This is a genomic window from Kribbella sp. NPDC051952, from assembly GCF_040680855.1.
GTDB lineage: Bacteria > Actinomycetota > Actinomycetes > Propionibacteriales > Kribbellaceae > Kribbella.
On the sequence record NZ_JBFAXQ010000003.1, the window covers coordinates 330,837 to 346,135 of the forward strand.

Genomic DNA, 15,299 nt, shown 5'->3' on the forward strand with positions numbered 1-15,299 from the left:
TCAGGAACCGAGCAGCAGCGTGCCCTTGGCCAGCGGCGTAGCCCGCTCGCAGGCGCCGGTGGCGATCGTGCAGCGGATGATCGAGGCGGGCGTCTCCTCACCGGTATCGGCGAGCAGTAGCAGGTGCTGGTCGTCCTCGGCGACCGCCTGCCGGAACACTCCGGTCCACTCGTGCAGGAGATTGCCGGTCTTCGCGTCCAGGGCCGCGGCGAGGCCGTCGCCGTACCCGTCGCGGTAGAACGGACCCGCGATCGCGGTGCCGCCGTCCCGGGTGAAGCTGTCGACCTGGTACTCACAGGTCTTCCAGAGCCGCTTGCCGCTCGCAACCGCGAGCACGCTCGTGCAGCTGTTGTAGTCGTTCAGGGTGGTCAGTGACGCGGCGATCGAGGCGTCACCGGAGACGGCGGTGGGCTTCGGCACGTTCTTGAGCGCGGTCGCCTTGGACTCGCCCGGGATCCACTCGTACAAGGTCCAGGTGTTGTCGGCCTCCTTGGCCGACGCGTGGAAGTAGACCTTCCCGTTGACGTAGCCGATCAGCGTCGTGTTCCAGACGTCCGGCATGTTGAGCTTCTGCACCTGCTGCTGCTCTGCGTAGATCGTGGTGCCGGCCGACTGCTCACCGAGGTCGGAGTACAGGCTCGTGTTGTAGGCGGCCGCCATCCCGTCCTCGGTGCTGACGAGGCCGGTGATGTTCGGCGTCTTCCGCAGGACCTTGCCGTCCGAGCCGATGGTCAGCATCTCAGTGGTGTTGTCGGTCCCGCTCAGGATCGCGAGGACCGACTGGCCCATCCGGGCGACCGCCTGGATGTTCTGGCTGCCCGGGATCTTGAGGTCCTGCCCGGCGCCGCCACGGACCGTCCGGCCGGTCAGGTAGGGGACCTGCGGCACCCGTCCGTCGGCGAGCTTGGTCAGCTTGACCTCTGACTTGCCGCCCTTGGTGGGCGCCTGGGACGGCTTCGTGGTCGGCGTCATCGGAGGAGTCGCCGACGGCGTCGACTTCGGGGTGGTCGAAGGCTTGACGGTCGATGGAGCCGGGGTCGGCGACGGCGACGGGGTGCCGGACAGCGGGGCCGCGTCGGCCGTCAAGGTGCTCGGTCCTTGCCGGTAGGCGAGGGCGGCGCCGATGGCTATGGCGGCCACGGCGACCGCTGCGATGAGGGCGATCAGCCGCCCGTTCTTCTGCCGCATCAGCGCGCTCCTAACGTCTCCAGCACCGATGATGACGCCCGGAAACACCCTTTTGTTCGCTCCAGCGAACGGGTCGCAGGAGGAATCGAGCATAATTGCGCCATGGACCAGCCACCGCGGATCGGCCGGTACTCCCTGGTCCGCCGGGTGGGTGCCGGGGGGTTCGCGACCGTCTGGCTGGCCCGGGACGAGCAACTGGACGCCGAGGTCGCGGTCAAGATCCTGTCCGACAACTGGATCGAGGACGACGACGTACGCCGCCGGTTCCTGGCCGAGGGCCGGTTCCTGCGCAAGGTCGATTCGCTGTACGTCGTGGGCGTCCACGACATCGGTGAGGCCGACGACGGCCGTCCGTTCATGGTGCTCACGTACGCCGATGGTGGGACGCTCGCGGACCGGATCAAGGCCGGGCCGCTCGAGTTCGCCGAGGTCGTCCGGGTCATCACCCAGGTCGGCCGTGGCCTCAAGCACCTGCATGCCCGTGGCGTTCTGCATCGGGACGTGAAGCCGGCCAACGTGCTGTTCCGCTCCGACCCGTCCGGCGACCGCGCGATGCTGTCCGACCTCGGTCTGGGCAAGGCGCTGGCCGAGGTCTCCCGGATCACGATGCCTGGCGGCACCCCGGCGTACGTCGCTCCCGAGCAGGTGATGGGGGAGCGCCTGGACCACCGTGCGGACCTCTACTCGCTGGGAGCCGTCGCGTACGCCGCCTTCACCGGACAGGCACCCCATGGCGTGGCCAGCCTCGGTGCCGTCATGCAGATCGAGGCACCACCGCCGTCGATGACCACGCTGCGCGAGGACGTGCCGGACGCGATCGATGTCGTCGTACGCCGTGCTCTCGAGCCGGACCGGGACAAGCGCTGGCCGGACCTCGACAGCTTCCTCAATGCGTTGCGGGAGGCCCACAACACCGGCGAGGTGCCGCATGCGCTGGTGCCGGCCGCCGCGATGCCCACACCGGCAACCGCGGTCCCGGTCGACCAGGCCACGGCTCTGGCAGCTGCGAGCACGCCGACGCCGACCTCGGGCGAGCAGACGGTCGCGACCCCGGCGAAACGGTCCGGCCGCTCCCGGTGGATCGCCGTACTCGCGGCCGTCGTCCTGGCTGCGGGCGGAGGGTACGGCGGGTACGAATACGTCCTGAGCCGTCCGGTGAAGGTCGGGACCGGGCCGCTGTCCGTGGAGGTCCCGCGGTCGTGGGAGCAGAAGGCGGTCGACGCCAACAAGTCCATGGTGGTGAGCACGAACACGGCCGCGTGGCAGGGCAACAGCTCCACGGAAGGCGTCTTCGTGGGGATCCAGGACGGGCAGACGCTGCCGAAGACCGCCACGCCACCGCCCGACTGCGATCCCGCCTCGGTCGACCCACCCCAGACCACCGAGGTCAGTGAGGTGTCGTTCCGGTTCAGCTGCAAGGGGCCGTCGGTGCTCGAGCGGTACAAGCTGATGGACGGCAAGGTGCTGCGGGTCCAGGTGCGGGACGACAACGCCACCACCCGCGAGGACGTGGCGAAGTCGGCGAAGTACACGCCTTGAGCTACGCGCGCGGGTTCCGGGCGGCGGGCCGGCGAACGGACGCCGTACGGTAGGCGCATGACCGATCTGTCCGCGGCGATCGACCGCGTTCTGCCCAGTGTGCGTGCTGACCTCGAGGACCTCATCCGGATCCCTTCGGTCAGCTACGAACCGGCCCGCGCGGCCGACGTCCAGCGTTCTGCCGAAGCGACCGCGGCGCTGTTCGAGGCCGAGGGTTTCACGGTGAAGATCGTCCGGGCCGGCGACGGTGCGCCCGCGGTGATCGCGAAGAAGGCCGCGCCGGCCGGGAAGCCGACCGTGCTGCTGTACGCGCACCACGACGTCCAGCCGACCGGACCGGTCGAGCAGTGGACCTCGGACCCGTTCGAGCCGACCGAGCGCGGCGACCGTCTGTACGCGCGCGGCGCGGCCGATGACAAGGCCGGTATCGCCGCCCACCTGGCCGCCGTACGGGCCTTCGGCAACGACCTGCCGGTCGGCGTGACCGTGTTCGTCGAGGGCGAGGAGGAGATCGGCTCGCCGACCCTGCTGCAACTGCTGGACGAGTACTCCGACGAGCTCGCCGCCGACGCGATCGTGATCGCCGACTCCGGCAACTGGGACGTCGGCCGGCCCGCGCTGACGGTCTCGCTGCGCGGCCTGGTCGAGTCGTACGTCGAGGTGCGGACGCTGGATCACGCGGTCCACTCCGGTCTGTTCGGCGGGCCGATCCCGGACGCACTGACCACGATGTGCCGCCTGCTCGCCACCCTGCACGACGACAAGGGCGACGTTGCGGTGGACGGACTGCACGCTTCCCGGGCGGCGGATGTCGTGTACCCGGAGGACCGGCTGCGGGCCGAGTCGAGTGTCCTGGACTCCGTCCGGCTGACCGGGTCGGGCACCCTCGTCGATCGCCTGTGGACCCGTCCGGCGATCGCCGTACTGGGTATCGATGCGCCGACGGTGGCCGAGGCGAGCAACACGCTCGTACCGGTCGTGCGGGCGAAGGTGAGCCTGCGGGTCGCGCCGGGCGACGACGCGATCAAGGCGAGCGCGGCGCTGAAGGCGCACCTGGAGAACCACGCGCCGTGGGGTGCCCAGGTCACCGTGATCGAAGGCCAGACCGGCCAGCCGTGCAGCGTGAATGCCCGCGGCGCCGGGTACGAAGCGGCCCGGTCCGCTTTCGAGACGGCGTGGGGCGTCGAGCCGATCGACATGGGGATGGGCGGCTCGATCCCGTTCATCGCCGAGTTCCAGCAGACCTTCCCGCAGGCCTCGATCCTGGTCACAGGCGTCGAGGATCCGGATACCCGCGCACACGGAATCGACGAGGGTCTGCACCTCGCCGAGTTCACCAAGGTCTGCCTGGCCGAGGCGTTGCTGCTTCAGAACCTGGCCGACCAGGCAGGCGCCTCGTGATGCTGCGTCAACAGCATCACGAGACGCCCAGCGGGCTTTTCGGCGACCCAGTGTTTGGCATAGGTTTCGGCGAGTGAAGATCGCAGTCGTACGGGAGACCAGACCGGCCGAGCGCCGGGTCGCGCTGGTGCCGGAACAAGTCGCGAAACTCATCGAGCTCGGTTATGACGTGGCGGTCGAGCCGGCCGCGGGCGAGCGGGCCTTGTTCTCCGACGACCAGTACCGCGACGCCGGTGCCGAGGTGGCCTGGGGTGCCGACCACGCGGCCACGATCGTGGCGTCGGTGCAGCCGCTCGAGCGCGAGCGCCTGCAGCGGTTGCACGCCGGTACGGCGCTGATGTCGTTCCTGCCGACCAATCCGCCGGATGCGGTCCGGACCGCAACCCGCGCCAAGCTGACCGCTTTCGCGATGGAGCTGATCCCGCGGATCTCCCGGGCCCAGTCGATGGACGCGCTCTCCTCCCAGGCCCTGGTCGCCGGCTACCGCGCCGCGATTGTCGCGGCCGAACGGCTGCCACGGTTCTTCCCGCTGAACATGACCGCGGCCGGCACCGTCCCGCCGGCCCAGGTCGTCGTCCTCGGCGCCGGCGTGGCCGGACTACAGGCGATCGCGACCTGCAAGCGCCTCGGCGCGGTCGTCAAGGCGTACGACGTCCGTACGGCGGCAGCCGAGGAGATCGCGTCGATGGGCGCCGTACCGATCGAGCTCGAGCTCGGCACGCTGGACGGTCCTGGTGGATACGCCCGGGAGATGACGCCCGAACGCTCCCAGCTCCAGCGTGAGCTGCTCACGCCGTACATCGCCGCCGCGGACGCCCTGATCACGACAGCCGCCGTACCCGGCCGGTCCGCGCCGATGCTGGTGTCGCGGTCCATGGTCGAGCAGATGAAGCCCGGATCGGTCGTCGTCGACCTCGCTTCCGAGCAGGGCGGCAACGTCGAGGGATCCGTGGCCGGCACCGAGTTGACCATCGGCAGCGCGCTGGTCTGGGGTGGCGCGAACGTCGCGAGCCAGATGGCCGGACCGGCCAGCCGGCTCTACGGCCAGAACATCACCAACCTGATCCGGCTGATGACCCGCAACGCGGCCTTCGACCCGGACTTCAACGACGAGATCGTCCGCGGCTGCTGCGTCACCCACGACGGCAGCGTCCTCCACGAGCCCACCCGCGAACTTCTGGAAGGACAGGCCCCGTGAGCGAGTCCATCGCGCTGCTGACGATCTTCGTACTGGCGGCATTCGTCGGCGTGGAGGTGATCAGCAAGGTCTCCTCGACCCTGCACACCCCGCTGATGTCCGGCGCGAACGCGATCCACGGCGTCATCCTGGTCGGCGCCATCATCGTCACCGGCCAGGCCGAGTCGACGCTGGTGGTGATCGTCGGACTGCTGGCCGTCGTACTGGCAACGGTCAACATGGTCGGCGGCTTCGTCGTCACCGACCGGATGCTCGAGATGTTCAAAGGTCCGGGGGCTCGCAAGAAGGAGCTGCACAAGTGATCCCCACCTGGGCCCAGATCGGCTATCTGGTTGCCGCGGTCTGTTTCATCGTCGCGCTGAAGGCATTGTCGTCGCCACGCAGCGCCCGGACCGGCAACCTGCTCGGTGCCGCCGGTGCGGTACTCGCGGTGATCATCACGTTCGCGGCGTACAAGCCGGACCACCTGGCGCCGATCCTGATCGCGCTGGTGATCGGCACGATCGGCGGTGTGATCGGGTCGCGGCGGGTGCAGATGACGCACATGCCGCAGCTCGTTGCCTTGTTCAACGGTGTCGGCGGTGGCGCGGCCGCGCTGGTCGCACTGATGGAGCTCGGCGAGGTACGCGACGGTGAGACCATCGCCGCGATCGCGACCGCGTTCACCGTGCTGGTCGGGGCGATCAGTTTCTCGGGCTCGGTGGTGACGTTCGCCAAGCTGCAGGAGCTGATGACCACGCGGCCGGTGACGTTCCCCGGTCTGCCGGTGCTCTTCATCGCGTCGATCCTGGGTGGCATCGCGCTGTCGGTCTGGCTGGTCTCGGACCCGCGCGTGTGGGTCGGCGTACTGCTCTGCCTGGTCGGTCTCGCGATCGGTGTGATGCTGGTGCTGCCGGTGGGCGGGGCCGACGTACCGATCGTCATCTCGCTGCTGAACGCGTTCACCGGCCTGACCGTGGCCGCCGGCGGTTACGTGCTCGGCAACACGCTGCTGCTGATCGCGGGCACCCTGGTCGGCGCGGCGGGTACGTTGCTGACCAAGCTGATGGCCGACGCGATGGGCCGCTCCGTCTTCAACATCCTCTTCGGCGCGGTTCGCGGTGGATCGACGCTCGGTGGCGGTACGGCGTCCGAGCGGCCGGTGATCTCCGGTGGCCCGGAGGATGTCGCGATCCTGCTCGGGTACGCCAACCGGGTCATCATCGTTCCCGGCTACGGCCTCGCGGTCGCCCAGGCCCAGCACACGCTGCGCGACCTGGTCGACGAGTTGCAGAGCCGCGGCGTGAAGGTCGACTACGCGATCCACCCGGTCGCGGGCCGCATGCCCGGCCACATGAACGTGCTGCTCGCCGAGGCCCAGGTCCCGTACGAGCAGCTTCGCGAGATGGACGACATCAACGGCGACTTCAAGACGACGGACGTCGTACTGGTTGTCGGCGCCAACGATGTCGTGAACCCGGCCGCCCGGACGACGCCGAGCGCGCCCATCTACGGCATGCCGATCCTGAACGCCGACGAGGCGCAGCGAGTCATCTTCCTGAAGCGCTCCATGCGCCCGGGCTTCGCCGGCATCGAGAACGAGCTCCTCTACGACCCGAAGACCACCCTGCTCTTCGGCGACGCCCGGGAGTCCCTCACCAAACTCCTCGGCGCCCTGAAAACCGTGTGAACTAAGGGCTTTCAGACCCAGCCGCGTTTCGCCGCCGCCACGCCGAGCTCGAACCGGCTGGCGGCGTCGAGGCGTTCGGAGAGATTCGCGGTGATCCGCCGGGCTGTGCGCAAGGAGATCCCCAGCAGCCGGGCCACCTGCTCGTCCTTGGCGCCACCGGCGAGCAGCCGCAACACCTCAGCCTCGTGCGGCGTCAGCGGAGTGTCGTCGTCGCGGTCGTCGGGGTCGAACATCTCCGAGGCGCGGGCCCAGTAGGCGTCGAAGAGAGCCAGAGCCACCGAGACCACCGCGGGGGTGCGGTGGATGACCGCGCCGGCGGTCGGGCTGTTGGGGTCCATCGGCATGATCGCGATCTCGTGATCGAGGATGAGCAGCCGCATCGGGAGCGTCGGCGTCGACCGGACCTCGCCACCGAGCCGATGGATCGTCGCCGCGTAGTCGAGGGCCTGCTTGGAGGCGGTCATGCTCTGGAGGTAGACCGTCCGCATCCTCAGGCCGCGGCCGAGGAGGCCGAAGTCCGGTGACTGGTCGGCCGGCTGGACGACGTCGTCGACATGCGCGGGGACGAGACCCCAGAAGGTCTCGCGAGCCTTGGACGCGAGCTCCTCGATGCGACGAGAAGCATTCGCCCGGCCCTTGATCACCTCGACGTCTCCGCTGCTACGCGCGGTGAGGAGTTCGTTGTACTGCTCGGCGACCACCTCGGCCGACGCCTCGGCCTCCTTGAGCTCACCGAGCAACTTGGTCAACTCGGTGCGGCGCCGCTCGGCCAGACCGGTGAGGCCCACCCGGGGATGGACGGCGTGCTCGGACTCGGGATTCGTCCAGGTCGGGACGAGCAGTTCGAGCTTGCGGAGCGTGGCCATCAGCGCTTCGACTTCGGGCACCGAGCAATTTACTAGCGCGGCAATCTGCTCCGGCGTACTGTCTGGATGGCTGAGGAGGGCGTGGTAAACCGCAAAGGTGGCTTCATCCACACCAAGCGGCTCGAGCACGATCCTTCTCCCCAGAGTTGTCGGAACCGACCATATACAGAGCGCGTCGACAAAGAGCACTCAATAGGTGGTTCCGGATTATTTCTGAAGGGGTAGTTGTGATCAAGAAGTTACTGGCGGTAGTCGGTGCCGTCCTGTTCCTCGCGACAGTGGCCAGCCTGCCCGCGTCCGCTTCACTTGCGTCCGGTAGTCAGCCCGGCTGCATCGGTATGACCTGCTGGTAGACGTTGGTCCGGGCCGGGTTGGACGTCCCGTAGACTGCGGGTGTGGCTCGTGGCGATGGTCGGCTGACTCATGAATTGGATCCGCAGGACCTTGGACCGCAGGATGCCTGCGGGGTGTTCGGGGTCTGGGCACCAGGCGAAGAGGTTGCCAAGCTCACCTATTTCGGTCTCTACGCCCTGCAGCACCGGGGGCAGGAGTCGGCCGGGATCGCGGTCAGCAACGGCTCGCAGATTCTGGTCTACAAGGACATGGGCCTGGTCAGCCAGGCCTTCGACGAGGCGACCCTCGCGTCACTGCGAGGACATATCGCCATCGGTCACTGCCGCTACTCGACCACCGGGTCGAGCGTCTGGGCGAACGCGCAGCCGACCTTCCGGTCCACCGCGACCGGGTCGATCGCGCTCGGTCACAACGGCAACCTGACCAACACCGGTGAACTGGCCGCCAGTCTGAGCGGTGAGGGCGAGCTCGATCTCGGCCTGAACGTCGAGGTCGAGCACGCGAGGGCGAACGCCAAGCACAGCGCCTCGTCGGACACCGACATCCTCACCTCGATGCTGGCCGGCTACCCGGAGCTCACCATCGAAGAGGCCGCGGCGAAGGTGCTGCCGAAGGTCAAGGGCGCCTACAGCCTGATCTTCATGGACGAGAACACTCTGTACGCCGCTCGCGACCCGCAAGGCATCCGTCCGTTGGTGCTGGGCCGGCTGGAGCGCGGCTGGGTGATCGCCAGTGAGACCGCGGCCCTCGACATCGTCGGCGCCTCGTTCATCCGTGAGGTCGAGCCGGGCGAGATCGTCGCGGTCGACGCCGACGGGCTCCGCTCGACCAAGTTCGCCGAGCCGGACCCGAAGGGCTGCCTGTTCGAGTTCGTCTACCTGGCCCGTCCGGACACCCAGATCTCCGGCCAGCGGATCTACTCCACCCGCGTCGAGATCGGCCGCCGGCTCGCTCGTGAGTACCCGGCCGACGCCGACCTGGTCATCGCGACTCCCGAGTCCGGCACGCCCGGAGCTATCGGGTACGCCGAAGAGTCCGGCATCCCGTACGGGTCGGGCCTGGTCAAGAACGCGTACGTCGGCCGCACCTTCATCCAGCCGAGCCAGACCATCCGCCAGCTCGGGATCCGGCTCAAGCTGAACCCACTGCGTGAGGTCATCGAGGGCAAACGTCTGGTCGTGGTCGACGACACGATCGTGCGCGGCAACACCCAGCGTGCGGTGATCCGGATGCTGCGGGAGGCGGGCGCCAAGGAGATCCACGTCCGGATCACCGCCCCGCCGGTGAAGTGGCCGTGCTTCTACGGCATCGACTTCGCCAGCCGCGCCGAGCTGATCGCCAACGGCCTGAACACCGAGGAGATCTGCCGCTCGCTCGGCGCCGACTCGCTCGGCTACATCAGCCTGGACGGCCTGATCGATGCGACCACGGTGCCGAAGGACCGGCTCTGCCGGGCCTGCTTCGACGGGATCTACCCGGTCGAGCTGCCGGATCCGGAGCTGCTCGGCAAGCACCTGCTCGAGGAGCCGATGAGCACCGACGTCGACGGCCTGGCCACGGTCTCCGGCGGTGCAGGCGCCGCGGATGCGCTCAGCCGGCCGTAGTCACCGGCGTACGTCGTACATAGGGAGAAGAACGTGACCGAAGGCGCCAGCTATGCCGCCGCCGGAGTCGACATCGAGGCCGGAGACCGGGCCGTCGAGCTGATGAAGGAGTGGGTGGCCAAGGCGACCCGCCCGGAGGTCGTCGGCGGGCTCGGCGGGTTCGCCGGGCTGTTCGACGCGACCGCGCTGACGTCGTACCGGCGGCCGCTGCTGGCGACCTCGACGGACGGGATCGGGACCAAGGTCGCGATCGCGCAGAAGCTGGACAAGCACGACACGATCGGGTTCGACCTGGTCGGGATGGTCGTCGACGACCTGGTCGTCTGCGGTGCCGAGCCGCTGTTCATGACCGACTACATCTGCACCGGCAAGGTGGTCCCGGAGACGATCGCGCAGATCGTGAAGGGCATCGCCGAGGCCTGCGTCGAGGCCGGTACGGCGCTCGTCGGCGGAGAGACCGCGGAACACCCAGGCCTGCTGGAGGCGGACGAGTACGACGTCGCCGGCGCCGCGACCGGTGTGGTCGAGGCCGACGAGGTGCTCGGCTCGGACCGGGTCCGCGCGGGAGACGTCGTCGTGGCGATGGCCTCGTCGGGCCTGCACTCGAACGGGTACTCCCTGGTCCGGCACGTGTTCTTCGAGCGGGCCAGGTGGACGCTCGACCGCGAGGTGCCGGAGCTCGGCACGACGCTGGGCGAGGTGCTGCTGACGCCGACCCGGGTCTACGCCAAGCACTGCCTGGAGCTGATCCAGGAGCTGAACGGCGACGACGGCCGGCCGCTGCACGCGATGTCGCACATCACCGGCGGTGGGTTCGCGGCGAACCTGGCTCGCGTCATCCCGAACGAACTGTCGGTCCGGATCGACCGCTCGACCTGGACGCCGGCACCGATCTTCGGTCTCGTCGGCCTGCTCGGCGATGTCGCGCTGCCGGAGCTGGAGAAGACGCTGAACATGGGCGCGGGCATGGTCGCCGTACTCGATCCGTCTGCCGCCGACGCGGCGATCGCGGCGCTCGCAGCCCGAGACATCCCCGCATGGGTCTGCGGTGAGGTCACCAACACGGCCGGCGGCACGGTCGTCCTCGACGGCGACTACGCCAAGTAGTCCAGAGCCTCGCAGCAGAAGCCTGCCCAGCCACCTGAACTGGGCAGGCTTCAGCGTATCGGCGGCACTGGTGTGGTGGAGCTCGTCGGGCGCACAGTCAACTGCTCAGGCACTCCAGGGGAGTGCTGAGCAGTCAGCCGAGCTGGTGTTGCTTACCGACGGGGGTGGTAGTCGTCGGCGTCGTCTCCGTCGCCGTCGTTCTCGCCGTTCGCAGAACGGTCGCCACCCTGGTCACCGGACAGCTCACGCTTGAGCTGATCCAAGTCGGTGTCCCAGGTGCGGTACTTCAGGTCGCGAGCGACCTTCGTCTGCTTGGCCTTTGCACGGCCGCGCCCCATAGCGTCGACCCCCTCGCACAAGTCAACCGGGTACGCAGCGTGGCGCCCACGGATCAGTCGTCAGTAATCGTGGTTAAAGGATACCCGGAGCAGAGGATCGACACACGCACCGGCCCCCTGGGTGGAACGTCGAGAGGTCCGATCACCGTGCCGAACGGGTCCGACGGGGTGGACCGGTCCCCTCAAACCGGTCCACCCCACCGCGTCCAGCCCCGATCTGATCAGGGTTACTTGACCTCGCGACGTGAGCTTGCCCACAGTCCGACGATGGTCGGCAGGACGATCCAGACCCCGACCGCGGTCAGCGTCTCGGGCACCATCCCGTGCAGGTCACGCTCCGCGATCCGGCCGAGTGCGCCGAACACGTCCAGGTAGTTCGCGTTGTCCTTGAACAACGCCGGCCCGGCCAGCGACCAGGCGGTCGGAGCGATGAAGAAGACCAGGATCGCAACCGCGGTCTGGGCGATCACGGCACCGAAGGCGGCTGCCATCACCACGTTCAGCGCGACGGTCAGGTAGGCCCCGGCGAGCTGTCCGCCGAGGTCGGCGTACGACATGGACCGATCGGCGAGTACGCCGGTCAGCGCCGTACCGGCGAAAGCGAGTGCGACGACTCCGGTCATCACGACGACGCTCAGCACGATCGCGGAGGCGAACTTGGCGAACTGGACCCGGATCCGGCGCGGCGACAGCGTGAACGTGGTCAGCGCGGTCCGCTGGGTCCACTCACTCGTCATCGCCATCACGCCGATGACGGGCAGGAGCAGCATGACGCCCGTGGAGGCGGCGCCGAGGAAGCCGTCGAAGCCGGCCCCCTGCTTCGGCAGGTGGGTGCCCTGCCAGGCGATGGCGGCGGCCGCGAGCAACAGGATCGCCGCGATCAGGACCCGGCCGCTGCGGGTGTTCAGGGACTTGCGCAGTTCGATGGTGACGAGTTTCAGGAAGGACTGCCCGCGGGCGGGCGGCAATGCGGTCGCCACCTCGGCCCGGTGCTTGGCCGGCGCGGCCGGTGCGATGTCTGTGACGGTCATGAGGATGTGCTCCTGGAAGTCTGTAGGGGTGATCAGGCCGCTGCGGCGGTCGGGCTGGTGAGCTGGAAGAACAGGTCCTCCAGGCCGGCGCCGTCGCTCTCGCGGAGTTCGAGCAGAATCTGGCCGGCGGCCGCGGCGGCGCGGCCGACCTGCTCGGCGGTGGCGTCGACGCGCAGCGAGCCGTCGGCGAGTGGCTCGAGGTCGAGGCCGGCCGCGGTCAGGACCTGGTTCAGGCCGATCGGGTCGAGGCCTCGGACCAACGTGCCGGTCCCGGCCAGCAGTTCGTCGAGCGAACCGTCGGCGACGATCCGGCCGCCACCGATGACGACCAGGCGGTCGACCGTGGCCTGCACCTCACCCAGCAGATGGCTGGACAGGATCACGGTGCCGCCGCGGGACGCGAAGTCCTGCAGCAGGCCGCGCATCCACCGGATGCCTTCCGGGTCCATGCCGTTGGCCGGCTCGTCCAGGATCAGTACGGCGGGATCGCCGAGCAGCGCGCTGGCGATACCGAGCCGCTGCCGCATGCCGAGCGAGTACTGCCCGACCCGGCGCTTCGCGGCCGGGGTGAGGCCGACGGCCTCGAGCATCTCGTCGGCGCGGCTCTTCGGGACACCGAGCAGGCTGGCGTTCAGCAGCAGCGTCTCCCGGCCGGTCCGGCCCGGGTGCTGCGCGGCGGCGTCCAGCATGACTCCGACGACCCGGCCCGGGTTCGGCAGGTCGGCGTACCGCTTGCCGGTGATGGTCGCGGTGCCGGAGGTGGGCGGCGTGAGGCCCGTCAGCATCCGCAGCGTGGTCGACTTGCCGGCGCCGTTCGGGCCGAGGAAGCCGGTGATGCTGCCGGGCTGGACGGTGAAGGAGACATCGGAGACGGCCGTGGTGCCGCCGTAACGCTTGGTCAGATTCTCGACGGTGATCATGACAACGAGTCAACCGTCACCGACCCCGGTCGCACATCGGACGACCGGCTGCTCCGACCCCCTACGAAAGTCGTCAGGGAGGACCCCCGAACCTAACCGCAAGGGGGACGTGATCGCGTCCATCGTCCAACTACGCTGACAGAATGCGACGATTGCGCCGGTGGTACGCCTGGTGGGTCAGGCATGCCCCGCGCCTGCGCGACGTCCTGTACGTCGCTTTCAGCCTGCTCAGCATTGTCGCCCAGGCGGCCACCGGCAACGGCTGGGGCCCGAAGGACTGGTGGATCCTGGGCGCCGGTGTGGTCGCGTCGCTCGTCCTGTTCTGGCGCCGGCGCTTCCCGGTGACCGTCACCGTGATCACCGTCCTGGCGTTGCTGTCCGCAACCATCTTCGTCCCGATGGGCCTCGCGCTACTGACCCTGGCGATCCGTCGCCGCGACCTCGTCCTCGCCGCCCTCAGCCTGTCCGCGTACGTCGCCTACATCCTCAGCACGGTCCTGACCAGTGACGGACAGTTCTGGGTCACCGTGTTCACCGGGCCGTTCCTGATCGGGACCTGGGTCGCGATCGGTGCCTATATCGGGGCCCGGCGCGATCTGATGGTGTCGCTGCGAGACCGGGCCGAGCGGGCCGAGGCGGAGCGGGAGTTGCGCAGCGAGCAGGCCCGGCTTGGTGAACGGGCCCGGATCGCCCAGGAGATGCACGACGTGCTCGCGCACAAGGTCTCGCTGATCGCCCTGCACGCCGGTGGACTCGAGGTGAACCCGGCCGTCGGTCCCGACAAGGTCGAGGGGTCGGCCAAGCTGATCCGGGAGACCGCGCGGCAGGCGATGGAGGACCTGCGCGAGGTTCTCGGCGTACTGCGTTCTGATGTCAGTGTCGACGGGGCCGACCTGGCGCCCGTACCGCAGGCCGCGGATCTCGAGCGACTGGTCACGGCCTCGCGGGATGCCGGGGTGACCGTGGCGGGCGAGTTCGTGCTGCCTGACGACGTACCCGTCTCGCTCGGGCGGACCATCTACCGCGTCGTCCAGGAGTCACTGACGAACGTGCACAAGCATGCGCGCGGAGCATCGACCGAGGTCAGGGTGCACGGCGCCCGGGGTGACGGCGTGACGGTCACGGTGACGAACGTGCGGCCGGTGGCTGCTGGTTCATTGCTCCCAGGTGCAGGCGCCGGGCTGGTCGGCCTGCGGGAGCGTGTGCAGCTGGTCGGTGGCCGGCTGACGACCGGGCCGACGGCGGAAGGCGGCTGGCAGGTCGAAGCCTGGCTGCCCTGGGAAGAAAATCGGCGAACCGCCGAGCCTGTGTTCGTGGATGAAGGGGAACTATGACCCGGCTGCTGATCGTGGACGACGAGGCGCTGGTGCGGGCCGGGCTGAAGATGATCCTGGAGTCCGACGAGGAGCTCGAGGTGGTCGCCGAGGCCGATGACGGCGCCGAGGCCGCGGCCAAGGTGAAGGAGCATCGGCCGGACGTCGTACTGATGGACATCCGGATGCCCCGGCTCGACGGCCTCGCCGCCACCCGTGAGGTGCAGGCGTTGCCCGATCCGCCGAAGATCGTCGTACTGACGACGTTCGACCTGGACGACTACGTGTTCCGGGCGCTGCAGGCGGGCGCGAGTGGGTTCCTGCTGAAGGACACGCCACCGCGCGAGTTGGTGCAGGCGATCAAGGTCGTGGCGGCCGGGGACGCGATGCTGTCACCGGCGGTGACCCGGCGGCTGATCGGGCACTTCGCCGCGGACCCGCGGGCAGACCGGCGGCGGCTGGCGCAGGAGCGGATCAGCAAGCTCACCGACCGGGAGAAGGAGGTCCTTGTCGCGGTCGGCCGCGGGCTGCAGAACTCCGACATCGGCAAAGCGCTGTTCATGAGCGAGGCGACCGTGAAGGCGCACGTGTCCCGCGCGCTGGTGAAGCTCGATGCGACCAACCGCGTGCAGGTCGCGATCCTGGCCTACGAAGCGGGCCTCCTGGACGCATGAGAAACCGACCCGGGGCCGTCGGAGGGGTGGGGACGACGGCCCGGGCCGGTTTCTGAGTCAGCGAGCCTGGGGGGAGAGACCGCTGACGAACCGGCGC

General features: G+C 69.0%; 14 protein-coding genes. 9 read left to right on the plus strand and 5 right to left on the minus strand.

Annotation, left to right across the window (positions count from 1 at the left end):
• Window positions 1-1,188 (minus strand): hypothetical protein, encoded by a 1,188-nt coding sequence (locus AB0L70_RS08630; protein ID WP_363681534.1) that lies wholly within the window; start codon window positions 1,186-1,188, stop codon window positions 1-3.
• Window positions 1,189-1,290: 102 nt separating this feature from the next.
• On the opposite strand from AB0L70_RS08630, the gene AB0L70_RS08635 reads away from it, so the two are divergent.
• The 5 genes from AB0L70_RS08635 (at window position 1,291) to AB0L70_RS08655 (ending at window position 6,995) form a co-directional block, all read left to right on the plus strand.
• On the plus strand, window positions 1,291-2,727 hold the full coding sequence (locus AB0L70_RS08635) for a serine/threonine-protein kinase (protein WP_363681536.1): 1,437 nt from the start codon (window positions 1,291-1,293) through the stop codon (window positions 2,725-2,727).
• Between the two features lie 57 nt (window positions 2,728-2,784).
• Window positions 2,785-4,128: a dipeptidase gene (locus AB0L70_RS08640; protein ID WP_363681538.1), complete on the plus strand. Its 1,344-nt coding sequence runs from the start codon at window positions 2,785-2,787 to the stop codon at window positions 4,126-4,128.
• 73 nt (window positions 4,129-4,201) lie between these two features.
• The gene (locus AB0L70_RS08645; protein ID WP_363681540.1) at window positions 4,202-5,326 is read left to right on the plus strand and encodes an NAD(P) transhydrogenase subunit alpha; all 1,125 of its coding nucleotides are present in this window, start codon (window positions 4,202-4,204) and stop codon (window positions 5,324-5,326) included.
• Window positions 5,323-5,628 carry an NAD(P) transhydrogenase subunit alpha gene (locus tag AB0L70_RS08650; protein ID WP_363681542.1) on the plus strand — a complete coding sequence of 102 codons (306 nt, stop codon included), beginning with the start codon at window positions 5,323-5,325 and terminating at the stop codon, window positions 5,626-5,628. The genes AB0L70_RS08645 and AB0L70_RS08650 overlap by 4 nt, the downstream gene beginning before the upstream one ends.
• A complete protein-coding gene (locus AB0L70_RS08655; protein WP_363681545.1) occupies window positions 5,625-6,995 on the plus strand; it encodes an NAD(P)(+) transhydrogenase (Re/Si-specific) subunit beta in 1,371 nt (456 codons plus the stop codon). The genes AB0L70_RS08650 and AB0L70_RS08655 overlap by 4 nt, the downstream gene beginning before the upstream one ends.
• Window positions 6,996-7,006: 11 nt before the next feature.
• On the opposite strand, the gene AB0L70_RS08660 is transcribed toward AB0L70_RS08655, so the two are convergent.
• Window positions 7,007-7,882 (minus strand): helix-turn-helix transcriptional regulator, encoded by an 876-nt coding sequence (locus AB0L70_RS08660; RefSeq protein WP_363681547.1) that lies wholly within the window; start codon window positions 7,880-7,882, stop codon window positions 7,007-7,009.
• Between the two features lie 374 nt (window positions 7,883-8,256).
• Here AB0L70_RS08660 and purF point away from each other — a divergent pair, with 374 nt between their 5' ends.
• Complete coding sequence (purF, locus tag AB0L70_RS08665) at window positions 8,257-9,819, plus strand: amidophosphoribosyltransferase (RefSeq protein WP_363681549.1); 1,563 nt, start codon at window positions 8,257-8,259, stop codon at window positions 9,817-9,819.
• 33 nt (window positions 9,820-9,852) lie between these two features.
• Window positions 9,853-10,926, plus strand: coding sequence for a phosphoribosylformylglycinamidine cyclo-ligase (purM, locus tag AB0L70_RS08670; RefSeq protein ID WP_363681551.1), 1,074 nt, complete (start codon window positions 9,853-9,855; stop codon window positions 10,924-10,926).
• 152 nt (window positions 10,927-11,078) lie between these two features.
• On the opposite strand, the gene AB0L70_RS08675 is transcribed toward purM, so the two are convergent.
• The 3 genes from AB0L70_RS08675 to AB0L70_RS08685 form a co-directional block, all read right to left on the minus strand.
• Window positions 11,079-11,264, minus strand: a complete 186-nt coding sequence (locus AB0L70_RS08675; RefSeq protein ID WP_130387089.1) for a DUF3073 domain-containing protein — start codon at window positions 11,262-11,264, stop codon at window positions 11,079-11,081.
• A 227-nt stretch (window positions 11,265-11,491) separates the two neighbouring features.
• The gene (locus AB0L70_RS08680) at window positions 11,492-12,295 is read right to left on the minus strand and encodes an ABC transporter permease (RefSeq protein ID WP_363681554.1); all 804 of its coding nucleotides are present in this window, start codon (window positions 12,293-12,295) and stop codon (window positions 11,492-11,494) included.
• A gap of 32 nt (window positions 12,296-12,327) precedes the next feature.
• The gene (locus AB0L70_RS08685; RefSeq protein ID WP_363681556.1) at window positions 12,328-13,215 is read right to left on the minus strand and encodes an ABC transporter ATP-binding protein; all 888 of its coding nucleotides are present in this window, start codon (window positions 13,213-13,215) and stop codon (window positions 12,328-12,330) included.
• A 143-nt stretch (window positions 13,216-13,358) separates the two neighbouring features.
• On the opposite strand from AB0L70_RS08685, the gene AB0L70_RS08690 reads away from it, so the two are divergent.
• Window positions 13,359-14,549: a histidine kinase gene (locus AB0L70_RS08690; RefSeq protein WP_363681558.1), complete on the plus strand. Its 1,191-nt coding sequence runs from the start codon at window positions 13,359-13,361 to the stop codon at window positions 14,547-14,549.
• Window positions 14,546-15,202, plus strand: a complete 657-nt coding sequence (locus AB0L70_RS08695) for a response regulator transcription factor (RefSeq protein WP_363681560.1) — start codon at window positions 14,546-14,548, stop codon at window positions 15,200-15,202. Before AB0L70_RS08690 ends, AB0L70_RS08695 begins: the two co-directional genes overlap by 4 nt.
• The last annotated feature ends 97 nt before the right edge of the window (window positions 15,203-15,299 follow it).